At 71.7% G+C, this 13,970-nt stretch carries 16 protein-coding genes and 2 pseudogenes; 4 read left to right on the top strand and 14 right to left on the bottom strand.

The window, feature by feature from the left end; genetic code table 11:
- Positions 1-45: 45 nt before the first annotated feature.
- Entirely contained in the window at positions 46-420 is a 375-nt protein-coding gene (locus ACIBH1_RS07285; RefSeq protein ID WP_397312711.1) for a hypothetical protein, read from the top strand.
- Here ACIBH1_RS07285 and map read toward each other — a convergent pair.
- The 4 genes and pseudogenes from map to ACIBH1_RS07305 all read right to left on the bottom strand — a co-directional run bounded on the left by map (position 407) and on the right by ACIBH1_RS07305 (position 4,486).
- Positions 407-1,255 (bottom strand): type I methionyl aminopeptidase, encoded by an 849-nt coding sequence (gene map / locus ACIBH1_RS07290; RefSeq protein ID WP_397312712.1) that lies wholly within the window; start codon positions 1,253-1,255, stop codon positions 407-409. The genes ACIBH1_RS07285 and map overlap by 14 nt on opposite strands.
- A 10-nt stretch (positions 1,256-1,265) precedes the next feature.
- Positions 1,266-2,477, bottom strand: a complete 1,212-nt coding sequence (locus tag ACIBH1_RS07295; protein ID WP_397312713.1) for an esterase-like activity of phytase family protein — start codon at positions 2,475-2,477, stop codon at positions 1,266-1,268.
- 91 nt (positions 2,478-2,568) lie between these two features.
- Positions 2,569-3,255, bottom strand: a pseudogene (gene npdG, locus ACIBH1_RS07300) (NADPH-dependent F420 reductase); the annotation flags it as partial.
- A 94-nt stretch (positions 3,256-3,349) separates the two neighbouring features.
- On the bottom strand, positions 3,350-4,486 hold the full coding sequence (locus tag ACIBH1_RS07305) for a lipase family protein (RefSeq protein ID WP_397312714.1): 1,137 nt from the start codon (positions 4,484-4,486) through the stop codon (positions 3,350-3,352).
- Positions 4,487-4,592: 106 nt separating this feature from the next.
- Here ACIBH1_RS07305 and ACIBH1_RS07310 point away from each other — a divergent pair, with 106 nt between their 5' ends.
- Positions 4,593-5,168 (top strand): hypothetical protein, encoded by a 576-nt coding sequence (locus ACIBH1_RS07310; protein WP_397312715.1) that lies wholly within the window; start codon positions 4,593-4,595, stop codon positions 5,166-5,168.
- 85 nt (positions 5,169-5,253) lie between these two features.
- Here ACIBH1_RS07310 and ACIBH1_RS07315 read toward each other — a convergent pair whose 3' ends face one another.
- Positions 5,254-6,198 carry a LysR family transcriptional regulator gene (locus ACIBH1_RS07315; protein ID WP_397312716.1) on the bottom strand — a complete coding sequence of 315 codons (945 nt, stop codon included), beginning with the start codon at positions 6,196-6,198 and terminating at the stop codon, positions 5,254-5,256.
- Positions 6,199-6,270: 72 nt separating this feature from the next.
- On the opposite strand from ACIBH1_RS07315, the gene ACIBH1_RS07320 reads away from it, so the two are divergent.
- A complete protein-coding gene (locus ACIBH1_RS07320) occupies positions 6,271-6,522 on the top strand; it encodes a hypothetical protein (protein WP_397312717.1) in 252 nt (83 codons plus the stop codon).
- Positions 6,519-7,172 carry a cyclase family protein gene (locus tag ACIBH1_RS07325; RefSeq protein ID WP_397312718.1) on the top strand — a complete coding sequence of 218 codons (654 nt, stop codon included), beginning with the start codon at positions 6,519-6,521 and terminating at the stop codon, positions 7,170-7,172. The genes ACIBH1_RS07320 and ACIBH1_RS07325 overlap by 4 nt, the downstream gene beginning before the upstream one ends.
- 379 nt (positions 7,173-7,551) lie before the next feature.
- Here the strand turns inward: ACIBH1_RS07325 and ACIBH1_RS07330 are convergent, their stop codons facing one another.
- The 9 genes and pseudogenes from ACIBH1_RS07330 to ACIBH1_RS07370 all read right to left on the bottom strand — a co-directional run.
- Entirely contained in the window at positions 7,552-7,839 is a 288-nt protein-coding gene (locus ACIBH1_RS07330; protein WP_397312719.1) for a response regulator transcription factor, read from the bottom strand.
- Between the two features lie 77 nt (positions 7,840-7,916).
- On the bottom strand, positions 7,917-8,090 hold the full coding sequence (locus ACIBH1_RS07335) for a hypothetical protein (protein WP_397312720.1): 174 nt from the start codon (positions 8,088-8,090) through the stop codon (positions 7,917-7,919).
- A gap of 27 nt (positions 8,091-8,117) precedes the next feature.
- A complete protein-coding gene (locus tag ACIBH1_RS07340) occupies positions 8,118-8,723 on the bottom strand; it encodes a DNA-binding response regulator (protein ID WP_397312721.1) in 606 nt (201 codons plus the stop codon).
- Complete coding sequence (locus ACIBH1_RS07345) at positions 8,720-10,195, bottom strand: histidine kinase (protein WP_397312722.1); 1,476 nt, start codon at positions 10,193-10,195, stop codon at positions 8,720-8,722. The genes ACIBH1_RS07340 and ACIBH1_RS07345 overlap by 4 nt, the downstream gene beginning before the upstream one ends.
- A 22-nt stretch (positions 10,196-10,217) precedes the next feature.
- The gene (locus ACIBH1_RS07350) at positions 10,218-10,949 is read right to left on the bottom strand and encodes an ABC transporter permease (protein ID WP_397312723.1); all 732 of its coding nucleotides are present in this window, start codon (positions 10,947-10,949) and stop codon (positions 10,218-10,220) included.
- Positions 10,942-11,826 carry an ATP-binding cassette domain-containing protein gene (locus tag ACIBH1_RS07355; RefSeq protein WP_397312724.1) on the bottom strand — a complete coding sequence of 295 codons (885 nt, stop codon included), beginning with the start codon at positions 11,824-11,826 and terminating at the stop codon, positions 10,942-10,944. Before ACIBH1_RS07355 ends, ACIBH1_RS07350 begins: the two co-directional genes overlap by 8 nt.
- A 45-nt stretch (positions 11,827-11,871) precedes the next feature.
- Entirely contained in the window at positions 11,872-12,513 is a 642-nt protein-coding gene (locus ACIBH1_RS07360) for an alpha/beta fold hydrolase (protein WP_397313102.1), read from the bottom strand.
- Between the two features lie 20 nt (positions 12,514-12,533).
- The gene (locus ACIBH1_RS07365) at positions 12,534-13,286 is read right to left on the bottom strand and encodes an aminotransferase class I/II-fold pyridoxal phosphate-dependent enzyme (protein ID WP_397312725.1); all 753 of its coding nucleotides are present in this window, start codon (positions 13,284-13,286) and stop codon (positions 12,534-12,536) included.
- Positions 13,287-13,719: 433 nt separating this feature from the next.
- Positions 13,720-13,947 (bottom strand): annotated as a pseudogene (locus ACIBH1_RS07370) (GntR family transcriptional regulator); the annotation flags it as partial.
- Positions 13,948-13,970: the final 23 nt, after the last annotated feature.

Genomic DNA, 13,970 nt, shown 5'->3' on the forward strand with positions numbered 1-13,970 from the left:
GCATCGCCACCTACGGAAGGCGAGCGATTGGTGGATGAGACGCGCATGCGCGGGGGGCGGAGCCTGGCCGAAACCTTGGGGGATGATCTCGACGAGTGGTCCGCGCGCACGGGCATCTCGGTCGAGACGTGGGCTCTGCCCGACCATGACGTCCCTCCGAGGCTGGCCGACGGGATCAGGCGGGCGTTGCGCGAGGCGCTGGCCAATGTGGAACGTTTCAGCCGCGCCCGCGTCGTCTCGGTCGCGATCACGGTGTCGCCCAGCGGCCTGCGCATGACCGTGGCCGACGACGGCGAGGGCACCGGTTGGGAGCTCGCCGGACTGCGCGCCGTCTTCGCCGAGCTCGGCGGTCGGGTCTCGGCCAACCACGTGCCCGGCCAGGGCACCACCCTGACCGGGGTCGTGGCTAGGGCGCGGTGAGGATCTCGCTGCCCGAGTCGGTCACCAGGATGGTGTGCTCGAACTGCGCGGTGCGCTTGCGGTCCTTGGTGACGGCGGTCCAGCCGTCGGCCCACATGTCGTAGTCGATCGTGCCGAGCGTCAGCATGGGCTCGATCGTGAAGGTCATCCCCGGCAGCAGCGTGACCTGCAGCGACGGGTCGTCGTAGTGGGGCACCATGAGGCCGGAGTGGAAGGTGGTGCCGATGCCGTGGCCGGTGAAGTCGCGCACGACGCCGTAGCCGAAGCGCTTGGCGTAGGCCTCGATCACGCGGCCGACGACGTTGAGCTGGCGGCCGGGCGCGACCGCCCTGATGGCGCGGTTCATCGCCTCCTCGGTGCGCTCGACGAGCAGCCGTGACTCCTCGTCGACCTCGCCCACCAGGAAGGTGGCGTCGGTGTCGCCGTGGACGCCGCCGATGAAGGCGGTGATGTCGACGTTGACGATGTCGCCGTCGTTGAGCACGGTGTCGTCGGGGATGCCGTGGCAGATCACCTCGTTGATCGAGGTGCACAGCGACTTGGGGTAGCCCCGGTAGCCCAGCGTGCTGGGGTAGGCGTCGTGGTCGAGCAGGAACTCGTGGCCGATGCGGTCGAGCTCGTCGGTGGTCACGCCGGGCGCGACGTGCTTGCCGACCTCCTGCAGCGCCTGGGCGGCGATGCGACCGGCGATCCGCATGCGCTCGATGATCTCGGGCGACTTGACGTCGGATTCGCCGGTCTTGGGCCGCTTCTTGCCGACATACTCCGGCCGCTCGATGTGGGCGGGGACCTTCCGCGTGGGCGAGATCCGCCCTGGCTGGAGCACTGTCGTCATGGGATCGAGTTTAGTGGAGCGACTCGGCAAGCCGGATCGTCAGGATACGGCTCCTCACGCCGGAGTCCTTCAGCCTTCCGTCCTGGCCGAACTCGCCCACCCCGAAGTCGTTGTCGTTGGCGATGACCAGCGTGCGGGCGTCGAGCAGGGCCACGCCCTCGATCTTGTCGGGGACGCCGGGGATGGCCTCCAGGTCGACGGCGAGCCGCTTGGCGACCGGGGTGACGCCCTCGGTGCCGGTCTCCAGCGGGAGGTTCTTGCCGAGCACGTCGGTGGCCTTGCGCAGGTCGACCGTGTAGAGGCGGGCGACGGCGTCGGTGCGCTCCTCGACCAGCAGCCGGCCCTTGCCCAGCGCGACCAGGCCGGAGATCTTCAGGTCCTTCTGCTCGGCCTTGAAGCTCGCGGCGTCCTCGAACCGGTAGACGTGCTCGGCGGTCGGCTTGCCGGTGCGCAGGTCCACGACGAGCAGGCGGCCGGTCTTCGACGACTTGCCGGTCTTGGCGTCGGGGTTGGCCAGCGGGCTCTGCACGGCCAGGTAGAGCCGGTCGCCGTCGATCGCCAGGCCCTCGAAGCCGCGGTTGTCCTGCCGCTTGAGCAGGATCTCGGGCAGGGTCTCGATCACGGGGTAGCCGGCGCCCTTGAGCCCCATGCCCTTGGGAACGTAGCGGGCCAGCACCCGGCCGTCGCCGGCGATCTTCAGCAGCGAGGGCCCGTACTCCTCGACCACCCAGAAGTTCCCGCTCCTGTCGCGGACGATGTCCTCGGTGTCGACGCCGTTGGGGTCGTACGGCAGGACGTCCTGGCCGTCCCAGCTGTACGGCTTCTCGTGGCCTTCCTTGTTGGGCAGGCCGGTCACGGGGGTGCCGTCGCTCTGCTTGATCGTGATGGACCTGGCGATGACCGCCTTGCCCTTCTTGACCTCGACCCTGACGATCGCGGGCGCGAAGTCGGCGACCGGGAAGGTGCGCTTGTCGCCCAGTTCCCCGTTGGGGCCGCGGTCGGTGACCATCCAGAAGGCGCCGCTGCGGTTGGCGGGGAACAGGCCGCTGCCCACGCCGCCCAGCTTGACGCCGCGGTCGTCGGCGACCGGCTGGAAGGCGGCCAGTGCGGGGGCGGGCAGCTCCACGTCAGCGATGATCTTCGCGGCGGGGGCCGCGTGGGCGTCGGGGACGGCGAGGGTCGCGGCGATCACCGCGACCCCGGCGGCCAGAAAGCGTTTCACGTTCTCTCCTGCACCAAAAGGGACATACGGCTCGAAACGTAGTGAGGCTTCTGGTCCCGGAGATGGCGGCAGCGTGAACGAACGGCTGAGATCAGATGTCGGTGATCCGCAGGCCCGCGTGCGCCTTGTAGCGGCGGTTGATGGCGATCAGGTTGGCGGTGAAGGCCTCGACCTGGTGAGCGTTGCGCAGCCGCCCGCCGTACACACCCCTGACGCCGGGGATGCGCTCGGCCAGCGCCTGCACCAGGTCGGTCGCCTCGCGGTCGTCGCCCAGCACCAGCACGTCGAGGTCGACCTTCTCGACCGCGGGGTCGAGCAGCAGCACGGCGGAGACGTGGTGGAAGGCGCCCACGACGCGGCTGCCGGGCAGGACCGCCGCCGCCTGCTGGGCCGCGCTGCCCTCCTCGACCGGCAGGGGGAAGGGGCCCTGCTTGTCGAAGCCGAGCGGGTTCACGCAGTCGACCACGATCTTGCCGGACAGCGGCTCGCGCAGCGACTCCAGGAGCTCCTTGTGCCCGTCCCACGGCACCGCGACGATCACGATGTCGGCACTGGCCGCCACCTCGGCGTTCTCGGCGCCGGTGGCGCCCTCGCCGATGCTCTCGGCCGCCTCCTGCGCCCGCTGCGCGTTGCGCGAGCCGATGATCACCGGGTGCCCCGCGAGGGCGAAGCGCCGTGCCAGACCCTTGCCCTGGTCGCCGGTGCCGCCGAGGATGCCGATGGAAAGTCCTGTCACGTCTGTCATAGGCCAGATCATGCCAGGACGGCCCCGGCCCCGCCGTACACGGGGGCTGTACGGCGGAGCCGGGTGGGCACGGGGGCTGTACGGCGGAGCCGGGTGGACACGGGGGCTGTACGGCGGAGCGGGTGGTTCAGCAGGTCGAGAGCGCCGGCACGCCGATCACGCGCAGCGCCAGCCACTCGATGGCCAGGGGTCCTCCCTCGACCGCGCCGATGACGTGGTTGCCGCCGGGGAAGCTCGCCCAGCGCACCGTCACCCCCGCCGAGCAGTACTGCGAGCGCAGCGCGGCGCCGACCGCGTGCGGGATGATCTCGTCGCCCTGGGCGTGGTAGAGGAACATCGGCACCCTGGGCGCCGTCGCGCCGAGCCGGTTCTCGGTGAGCCTGGCGACCCACTTGGGCTGGTTGAGCAGGTCGATCGGCGACAGGTCGGAGAAGCGCAGCCCCGCCAGCTTGCTCAGCTCGCCCACGCAGTCGTCGCTCGCGTCGGCCAGCAGCGCCCGCCCGCGGTCGTTGAGGTCGGCCTCCAGGTCCAGCTCGGGGTAGGCGGCGTCGAAGCCGACGCCCGCCGCGGCTCCCAGGCCGAAGTTCGCGGTGCCGTCCAGGTGCTCGGCGACGGCCTTGAGGTCGGCGGGCACGCCGCCCGCGGCGACGCCTCGCAGGCGCAGGTCAGGCGCGTACGACGGCTGGAGCTGCGCGGCCCACGCCGCCGAGGCGCCGCCCTGGGAATAGCCCATGATCCCGACGGGCGCGGCCGTCGACAGCCCGGCGCCCGGCACCCGCATCGCCGCGCGGACCGAGTCGAGGACGGCGTGGCCCTGCGAGATGCCCGCCATGTACGTGTGCGTGCCCGGCGTGCCGAGCCCCTCGTAGTCGGTGACCACGACCGCGAAGCCCTTCAGCAGGAAGAGGCTCACGAGCGCCAGCTCCGCCTCGCGTCCCTCGCGCATGCTGGCCGACGGAGCGCACTGGTCGCCCAGCCCGTGGGTGCCGACCGCGTAGCCGATGACCGGGCGGCGGCCGATCAGCCAGGACGCCTTCGGGACCAGCAGGGTGCCGCTGACGGTGTTGATCTGCCCGATGGCCGAGGTCGAGTTGTAGTGCAGGCTCCAGGCGTTGACCGGGACCTTGAGGAGCTGGCCCGGCAGCAGGTAGACGGTGGTCGGCTGGGCCGAGACCACGGTGCCGGGAGAGGCGGCCCGCGCCGGTGGGGCCAGGCCCAGGGCGGCGATGAGGAACGCGACGAGGAACAGGACGCTGCGGCGCATGTTGAGCCCCTCTCATGTAATTGTGAGCCGATGGTTACTCGCTGGTAACTCCTCGTCAAGACCCAAATGACCCACGGAGGAGGGTTCGGTCAGGCACGATAGGTTGATGGACTCAGGCTCTGTGGAAGTCCTGCGTGACCTGCTCGCCGGCTCCGGCTGGCTCGAGCGCACCAGGGAGTTCGGACTGGCCCTGCGGACCACCCGCTCGCCGGGCGGGCTCCTGCTCGTCGGCACGCCGCTCGATGAGCCATGGCACCTCACCGCGCACCTGACCGACGAGGCCCGCTACGCCGACCTCCCGCAGCTGACACCCACCCTCGTGCGCTGGAGCCCGCCACCGGGCGCGCCGCCGCACCTGGCCATCGGGCTCGAACGGCTGGAAGCCGCCAGGCGGGGGGAGACGCTCCTGGTGGTCGCCGAGCAGGAGGCGCCCGTGCCGCTGCTGGAGCGCGTCGACGACGCCCGGCGCACCGGTGCCACCATCCTGGCGCTGGAGGGTGGCGACAGGGAGCTGGCGGGGCTGGCGCACGACGCGATCGTCGTGCCCCTGGACGCGCCGGTGTCGTTCGACGGGGCCCAGCACCTGGTGAGCGCGGCCGCCGGCGAGGTGCCCAAGCGACCCAAGCTGAGGGACCGGCTGGCCCGCCTGCTGGAGCGGGTCAGCGGACCGCAGGTGGACTGACTCTTGGGCGGCGGCCTTGAACCGGTCGCCGCTGGACCTGCGTTCCTAGGTCTGCCCTCTTGGACCTCGCTCTTCGCCTGCGTTTCTAGACCGTCGTCCGCGTCAGGTGCTTCAGGGTCGCGTCGAGCGCCTGCGTGGCCTCCTCGATCGCGCCGATCACCACCGCCTGCACCGGATCCGGCTCCCCGGAGCGCGTACGGCTCACGCGCGTGACGACGTCGAGCCGCCGCGCCCCCACGTCCGCGATCGAGCTCACCCGCACCTCGCCCTCCGGCACGTCGAGCAGCGCCAGCGAGGGCACGATCGCCACCCCGTGCCCCGCCGCCACCAGCGCCAGCACCGGCGCGAACTCCGTGATCACATGCACCCTGCGCGGCACGAACCGGTGGTGCGCCGCCAGCCGCTCGAGCGCCTGCCCGCAGGCCTGCGACGGCCCGCCCGCCACCCACGGCACCTCGGCCAGCTGCTCCACCGAGTGGAAGCTGTCGGTCCACGAGGGCGGGGTGACGATGCGGTACTCATCGATGTGGATCGTCCGGCTGGCCAGCGAGGGCTGCGAGAGCGCGGGCAGCGACATGTCCTGCTCGGTGATCAGCACGTCGACCGCGCCCAGCCGCAGCTCCTGCAAGGCCGAGGCGCCCTCGATCTCGTGGATCAACGGGATGATCTTCGGATGCTCCGTCGCCAGCGTCCTCATCGCCGGTACCAGCACGTGCTTGATCGCGGTGTTGAAGGCCGCGATCGACACCGGCCCGGCCAGCCGCTCGGTGAAGCGGGTGAGCTCCTGCCTGGCCTCGGCGAGTTCCTCCTCCACCCGCTCCGCGTACCCGGCCAGCACCCGCCCCGCCGGCGTCAGGGAGACCGTGCGCTGGGAGCGGTCGATGAGCGCCAGGCCCACCTCGCGCTCCAGCTGGGCCAGTTGCTGGGAGACCGCGGAGGGGGTGAGGTGCAGCGCCTCGGCGGCGCGCATGACCCCGCCGCGCCGCGCCACCTCATGCAGCACCCGCAGCCGCCGGGGGTCGATGTCCATGCAGCTCAGCTTACGCTTGGATTTAGATAACTTTATTTGCGCTTGACCTGACGAGCTCGGAAAAATCAGGGCATGAGCATCCTGATGGCGGTCATCGGCTGGGCCGGCGCGGCCCTGCTGCTGTACGGCTACGCCATGGTCTCCAGTTCCCGCATGTCGGGCGACGGCACGCCGTACCAGCTGATCAACCTCGCCGGCGCGCTCGGCCTGATGATCAACTCGGCCTATCAGGGCGCCTGGCCCTCGGCCATCCTCAACGTCGTCTGGACCGGGATCGGGGTCGCCGCATTGATCAAACTGTCGAGAGTGAAGGCACCACGATGATCGTCGAGCTGAGCCACCGCATCACGGACGGCATGACCACCTACCCTGGCGTGCCCGGGCCGGTGCTCGGCACCCACCTCAGCCGCGAGGACTCCAGGGAGGTCTACGCCCCCGGCACCGAGTTCCACATCGGCACGATCAGCCTGGCCGCCAACACCGGCACCTACCTGGACACACCCTTCCACCGCTACCCCGACGGGCAGGACCTGGCACGGCTGCCGCTGGAACGCATGGCCGACCTGCCGGGGCTCGTCGTCCGCGCCAAGCCCGACGTGCGGGAGGTGGGGGTGGAGCTCTTCGAGGGACTCGACGTGCGCGGGCACGCGGTGCTCATCCACACCGGGTGGGACCGGCACTTCTCCACCGACCGGTACTTCTCCGAGCACCCCTACCTGGCCCCCGAGGCGGCGGCCTGGCTCGCGGAGCGGGAGGTGGCGCTGGTGGGGATCGACTCGCTCAACATCGACGACACGCCGCCCCGGGGGGAGCGGCCGGCGCACACGGTGCTGCTGGGGGCGGGGGTGGCGCTGGTGGAGCACCTCACGGGGCTGGACGCGCTGCCGGACACCGGGTTCCGCTTCCACGCGGCACCGCCGATGATCGTCGGCATGGGCACCTTCCCAGTCCGCGCCTACGCCATCGTGCCGTAGCCCTTCGCGCTTACCCGTCGTGCCGCAGCCCTTCGCGCCTAGGCCATCGTGCCTACGCCATCGTGCCTAGGCCACGCACCTACGCCGTCGTGCCGTAGCGCCTCGCGCCTACGCCATCGTGCTGAAGCCCCTCGTGCGGTATCCTCTCCCGCCCACGCCGTCCGGCCGTATCCCCTCCCGTCCAACGCCGTCCGGCCCTAGCTCCTCGCCCTACGCCGCCCTGCCGTAGCCCCTCGTGCGCTTACAGCCGTCGGCCGCCCGGTGATCCGTGGTGTGCGGGATCAGGCGGGCGGCCGGTGACGGGCGTGGCGGGGTGTCTCGGGCCGTGATGCTGTGTGCCGTGGTGCCTCAGGCCGTTGGTGCCTCGGGCCGTGGTGCCTCAGGCCGTGATGCCGTAGGCGAGCAGGGCGGCCTCGGTGCGGTTGGCGGCGCCGAGCTTGCCCCGCGCGTTCTCGACGTGCTTCTCGACCGTGCGCGGGCTGATCTCCAGCCTCCTGGCGATCTGCACGTTCGTCAGCCCCTGCGCCACCAGGCCGAGAACCGCGCTCTCCCGCTTGGTGAGGAACTCGTCGGCGTCCGGGTCGGCGATCAAGATGGCGTGCGGCGACACCGCTCGTACCACCAGACCTTCCGGAAGCGACTCCAGCAAAGCTCGCAACCTCGACATGACGCGACCTCTCTTAAGGGGCGGACCATCTCCGAGTGTGCGGGTGTCGGTTGCAGTTGGCATGAGTACCCCTGTACTCACTCGTCGTCGTCTCTCCCGTCGTAGGCCTCGTTGCGCTCCTTGGCGCGCTGCAGCGCCCCTGCGGCCTCCTGCTCGGAGGCGTAGGGTCCCATGCGGTCCTTGTTCGGGCAGCCCTGTTCGGGCTCGACCCGCTGGTGCTTGAGGCAGAACCACCACTGGTTAGTGCTCATGCGGTGGATTCTGCCCCGCGAGCAGCATCACAACCAGCCGGCGTCCTGAGCGATGCGGATGGCGTCGATCTTGTTTCTGGCTCCTGTCTTGGTGATCGCTCCTGTCAGGTAGTTGCGCACGGTGCCCGTCGACAGGTGGAGCCGCTGGGCGATCTCCTCGGCGGAGGCGCCTCGCGCGGCCTCGCGCAGCACCGTCGTCTCCCGCTGGGTCAGCGGGCTCTCGCCGTACTCCATGGCCGCGGCGACCAGCTCGGGGTCGAGCACGCGCAGGCCCGCGGCGGTGCGGCGGATCGCGTCGGCGAGCCGGTCGCCTGGGGCGTCCTTGACCAGGAACGCCTCGATGCCGTGGCTCAGTGCGCGGCGGACCTGGCCGGGCTGGCCCATGGCGGTGAGCACCAGGATGCGGGTCTGGGGGCGCCTGACCCGCAGTTCGGCGGCGGCGGTGATGCCGTCGACCACGGGCAGATCGATGTCGACGATGGCGACGTCGGGCTCGGTCTCCAGGGCTCGGGGCACGATCTCGTCGCCGCGGGTCACCTCGGCGATCACATGGATGTCGTTCTCCAGGCGGAGCAGGGCGGTGAGGGCGGCGCGGATCATGTGCATGTCCTCGGCCAGGAGCACCTTGATCACGCGGGCACCTCCACGCGCACACGGAACGCGCCCCCGTCGCGGCAGGCCGACGACCGGCCGCCCGCTTGCTCGGCCCGTTCACGCAACCCCGTGAGCCCACCGCCCGCCACAACCGAGTGATGATCGGCGGGGCTCTTGTTCGCCCCGGCCGCACCGTCCCGGGAGGGGCCGGGAGAAGGATCGTCCGCCTCGGCTCCGCCATCGTGGGTGATACCGGGGGAGGCGCCGCCCACCTTGGCCGAGCGGTCGTGGGAGGTGCCGCCTGCCTCAGCCGAGCCGTCGTGGGAAGGGCTGCCCACCTCGGGCGCGCCGTCGTGGCCGAGACCGGGGGAGGTGCCGCCCACCTCGGTCGCGCCGTCGACGGTGGGTATGGCGGAGCCACCGGCTGCCAGGGTCGCGACGCCAGTGGTGGGCACCGCGATTCCCCCGAGCGAGACGCTGGCCGGTTCCCCGCGAGCACCCCCGATCCCCGGTGCCCCCTCACCGCCCGGCACGCCGTCGTTGACCACCTCCAGCTGCGCCGATCCACCCCCCACCACCGTGGTGATCGAGCACGTCGTGGCGCGGCTGTGGCGCAGCACGTTGGTCACCGCCTCCCGCACAGCCCACGCCAGCGCCTCCTCCGAGGCCCGCGGCAGCACCGCCGCAGCCAGGTTGACCTGGCACTCCACCCCCGAGGCCTCCAGCAGCGCCACCGCCCGATGCGTCTCCCCGGCCAGCGAGATCTCCCGGTACCCCCTGGCCACCTGCCGCACGTCCTGCGCGGCCTCGCGGGCGACGGTGACGAGCTCGGTCACCTCCACCCGCGCGGCCCTCGGGTCGCGGTCGAGGAGCCGCGAGGCCAGGTCGCCCTTGAGGGCGATGGCCGTCAGGCTGCGCCCGAGACCGTCGTGCAGGTCGCGCGAGATGCGCAGCCGCTCGCCGAGCACGGCCGCCTCGGCGAGGTCGGCGCGGGCCTGTTCGAGCTCGGTGGTGACGCGCACGAGCCGGATCAGGGCGTAGATGGCCGTGGAGCCGAGGAACAGGTTGAGCGCGTTGGTGGTGAGCGTGATGATCGCGACGCCGGTCGGCAGCATCGACGCGGCCGCGCTGTCGAGCAGGACGGCGAAGTGGTAGCCCGACATGGCCAGCGTCAGCGGGATCGAGAACCGGAGCGGCACGAGGGCCAGCAGGGCGCCGCCCAGCAGCGGCGCGGTGACCCCTGACCAGCCGTCGGGCAGGTAGGCGTCGGGCAGGAAGGTCGCCACCGCCTGCACGAGCAGGGGGAGCGGGTGGAGCGGCGGGCGGGCGCCGGCGAGCGCGGCCCGCATGTTGAGGAAGTGGGGCACGCAGACGCCGGTCACCGCCAGGGCCACGGTCACGCTCAGCCAGGGGATGCCGCGCCCGAGGTAGAGGACCGTCGCCCAGGTGAGATACAGGAGGGAGAAGCCGGCGATGACGGTGATCGCGAGCCTGCGGGCGGTGATGCTCATGCCGGGATGGTAGCCAGGGTGGTCATCGCCGGGGTTCCCAGCGGAACGCCCTGTGGATAACCAGGGCGGCCAGGAGCGCGCCCGCCCCGACCCGCAGGACGGCGGGAAGGTAGTCGGTGCCGCCGGTGTAGGTCTCGCCGAGGGCGTCGGCGACGGCGATGCCGGGCCACCAGCCCAGCACCTGCGCCACCCAGCCGGGCAGAAGCTCGATCAGCGGCCCGAACCCGCCCGAGCCCAGCCCGGCCAGCATGAAGAACGGCATGGCCAGCACCGGGGCGAGCTCGGCCCGCGGCACCACCACGGTGAAGGCAGCCCCGAGCGCCGCCAGCACGATCGCGCCCACGACCACCCACGTCACGAACAGCACCGGATGGGCGGGCGGGGGCAGCACTCCCATCGCCCAGAGCGCGGCCGAGATGATCATGACTTGGACGACCGCCTGGAAGGCGATGTTGACGATCTCCCCGGCGAGGATCGAGCCGTCGCCCAGGCCGGTGGCGCGCATGCGCTTGGCCACGAGCTGGTCGCGCCTGGCCGTCAGGGTGATGGCGGCCTGCTGGAAGGCGATGATCGTGAACACCATCGCCAGCACGCCGAGGTGGGTGCGCGTGTCGGCCGTCGCGCCGAGCCTGTGCATCATGACCGGCAGCCCGATGCCGAGTCCGAGGGGCAGCGCCAGGCCCACGGTGAGCACCACCCGGTCACGCCAGTACAGCCGCCCGGCGAACCGGGCCACGGTCAGGGTCTCACGCATCGGTTCCCACCTCCAGGAAGAGCTCCTCCAGCGACGCCGTACGCACCTCGAGGCCGCGCAGCCGCACGCCCTGCGCGGCGGCCCAGCCCAGCAGGGTCTGGGCGGCCAGGTCGGGGTCGTCGGCCGAGCACACCCAGCGCCCGCCCTCGGCGCGCACCGGCAGCGGCAGCGATGCGGGATCGATCCCGGGCAGCGCCTCGAAGATCACCCGCCCGGTGCCGGCGGCCAGGATCTCGGCCATGCCGCCTGTGGTGACGATCTCGCCCCTGTCCATGATCGCCAGGGAGCGGGCGAGGTGCTGAGCCTCGTCCAGGTAGTGGGTGGTGAGCACGATCGCCGTGCCCTCGTCCGCCAGGGAGCGCACGACCTCCCACGTGGCGCGGCGGCCCTCGGGGTCCATGCCGGTGGTCGGCTCGTCCAGGAACAGCACCTTGGGCCGTCCCAGGAGCGCCAGCGCCAGGTCGAGCCGCCGCTTCTCGCCGCCCGACAGCTGCCGCACCTTCACCGCGGCCTTCTGCAGCAGCCCGGCCAGCTCCAGTGCCTCGAACGCCGGCCGCGCCGAGGGCACGAAGGCGCGCCACGACTCGGCCGTCTGGTTCACCGTCAGGTCGGGGAAGAACCCGGCCTCCTGCAGCATGATGCCCGTGCTCCGCCGTACGGCACGCCGGTCCTTGACGGGGTCGAGGCCGAGCACGCGCACCTGGCCCGCGTCGGGCCTCTGGAAGCCGGCCAGCAGCTCCAGCGTGGTGGTCTTGCCCGCGCCGTTACGCCCGAGCAGGGCGAAGATCTCGCCCTGCGCCACCTCGAACGAGACGCGCCTGACCGCCTCGAAGCCTGCGTAGGACCTGCTCAGGTCCCGAACCGTGATCGCTGTCATGCCTTCGATGGTTGGCGATCGGCGGCGCGGGCGGCAGTGAGGAATTCACAATCTCGCGGCGACCGCCTCCGGGTCGGCCAGGTGGTGCAGGTGGTGGCCGGGGATCTGCTCCACGGTCCAGCCACGTGCCTGGGCCTCGCGGGCGTCGTCACCGTACGGCGGGCCGTACCAGAGGTAGGTGCAGGGACGCGCGTCCCAACCGGGGGGCACGGGCACCGTCTGCTCGAAGTAGTCGAGCGGCACCCGCGGCTGCTCCTCGCTCACGCGCTGCCTGATCTCCTTCGACGGGAAGAGCGCCGCCACGTCGGGTTCCATCCACCAGTCGGTCCAGCGCGGGAGCACCCCGTCGACGTCGGCGAGCTTGCGCAGGAAGGCCACCTGCTCGTCCTTGCCCGACGAGACGGAGCCCTCCGCGGGAGGCAGCAGCGCGTCGACGAAGACGCACCGCTCGACCTCCAGGGCCTGGCACAGCAGCGGCACGAAGAGCCCGGCGTTGCTGTGCGGCACGAGCGTCAGCGGACCCGCGGGCACCTGCGCCGCGACCGTCTCGACGACGCTGTTCCAGTACGGCGGAGCCTGCCTGGCGATGCGCCGCAGATCCGGCACGACGGCGCCCGGCAGCAGCGCGGCGACGGGGGACCAACTGGCGGGACCGAGCAGGGGGCTGTGGAGCAGGACCACGGTCATGCCAGTGACGTTCCCAGATTTCACACGATCAGTGCATGGCGCGGGCTCCTGGCGGTGCTGCCGTCGTAGGCGGCCCAGGCGCGGGCGAGATCCCGTACGGCGGCGCTGAGCTCCTCGCGGGCGAACAGGAAGTGCAGGCGCATGCGGTCGACCACGGCCCCCTGGGGGTCGAACCCGCGCCCGGGGGCGATCGCCACGCCGTGACGCTGGGCGAGCTGGGCGAAGGCGTCGACGTCGCCGCGGGGGATGCGCACCCACAACGTCTGGCCGCCCAGCGCGGGCCTGAACTCCCAGTCGGGCAGGTGCGTCGCCAGCTCGCGGCACAGGTGGTCGTGGCGGTCCTTCAGCAGCTCGATCCTGCTGCGCCGTACCTCCTCCATTCGCTCCAGCAGAAAGGCCGCGGCGAGCTGGGAGGCGACCTCGCCGCCGAGGTCGTGGATGGCCCGCAGCCTGGCCAGGCGCGAGACGAGCGGCGTGGAGGCGCGGATCCATCCCAGCCGCATCCCGCCCCAGACGGACTTGCTCATGGACGAGATCGTGATCGCGCGCTCGTCGAAGGCGGCCAGGGGAGGGGGCACCTCGCCGTCGAAGCACAGCTCGGCGCAGACCTCGTCGTCGATCACGGGGAAGTCCTGCCCGGCGAGGTATCGCCGGGTCGCGGTGTCCATGATCGCTCCGCCGGGGTTGCTGGCGGTCGGGATGACGTACAGCAGCGCGGGTCGCTCGCCCCTGAGCGCGCCGCTCAGGGGATCGGTGTCGACCGGCCTGATCACCGCGCTGGGTCGGCGACTCGGTCAGCACGGTGTCGCCCGGGCTCACCAGCAGCGCCGTGAGCAGCGTGAGCGCCTGCTGCGCGCCGGTGGTCACGATGATCTGCTCGGCACTCGTGGGCAGGTCGCGGCGGCGGTAGGCGGCGGCGATCGCCTCGCGCAGCAGCGGATGCCCGGCGGGCAGGTATCCGAGGTCGTGGCGGGTGTGGGCGATCGTGGAGGCCGCGTGATGGTAGGCCTCGGCCAGGATCGACGGTGGCTCCTCGGGCGCGGCGCAGGTCAGCAGGCGCACGCCGTCCGGCGGGTTGAGGATGTGCATGAGCAGGGGATTGGGGATGACCTCCTTGTTCGCCGACGGCGCGGAGTCGACCTCAGCCACCCGTGTGCCGCTGCCCTGCCGCCGCACCACGCGTCCCTCCTGCTGGAGCAGGTCGTAGGCGGACACCACGGTGCCGCGGCCGACCGCGAGCCGCTCGGCCAGCATCCGGTCGGGCGGCAGTTGCGCGCCGGAGCCGAGCACGCCGTCGTCGATCAGCGCGCGCAGGCGGGCGGCCAGCAGCAGGTAGAGCGGCCCGCGGCCGGAGGCCCAGCGGCCCAGCAGGTCCACCAGGTCATCCAGATTGGCTCCATTCATGGACCAATTTTGCATGATTGGCTCTGACATCGGGCCATTTGGCGAGAAATCCT

It is taken from the genome of Nonomuraea sp. NPDC050663, from assembly GCF_044456985.1.
GTDB lineage: Bacteria > Actinomycetota > Actinomycetes > Streptosporangiales > Streptosporangiaceae > Nonomuraea.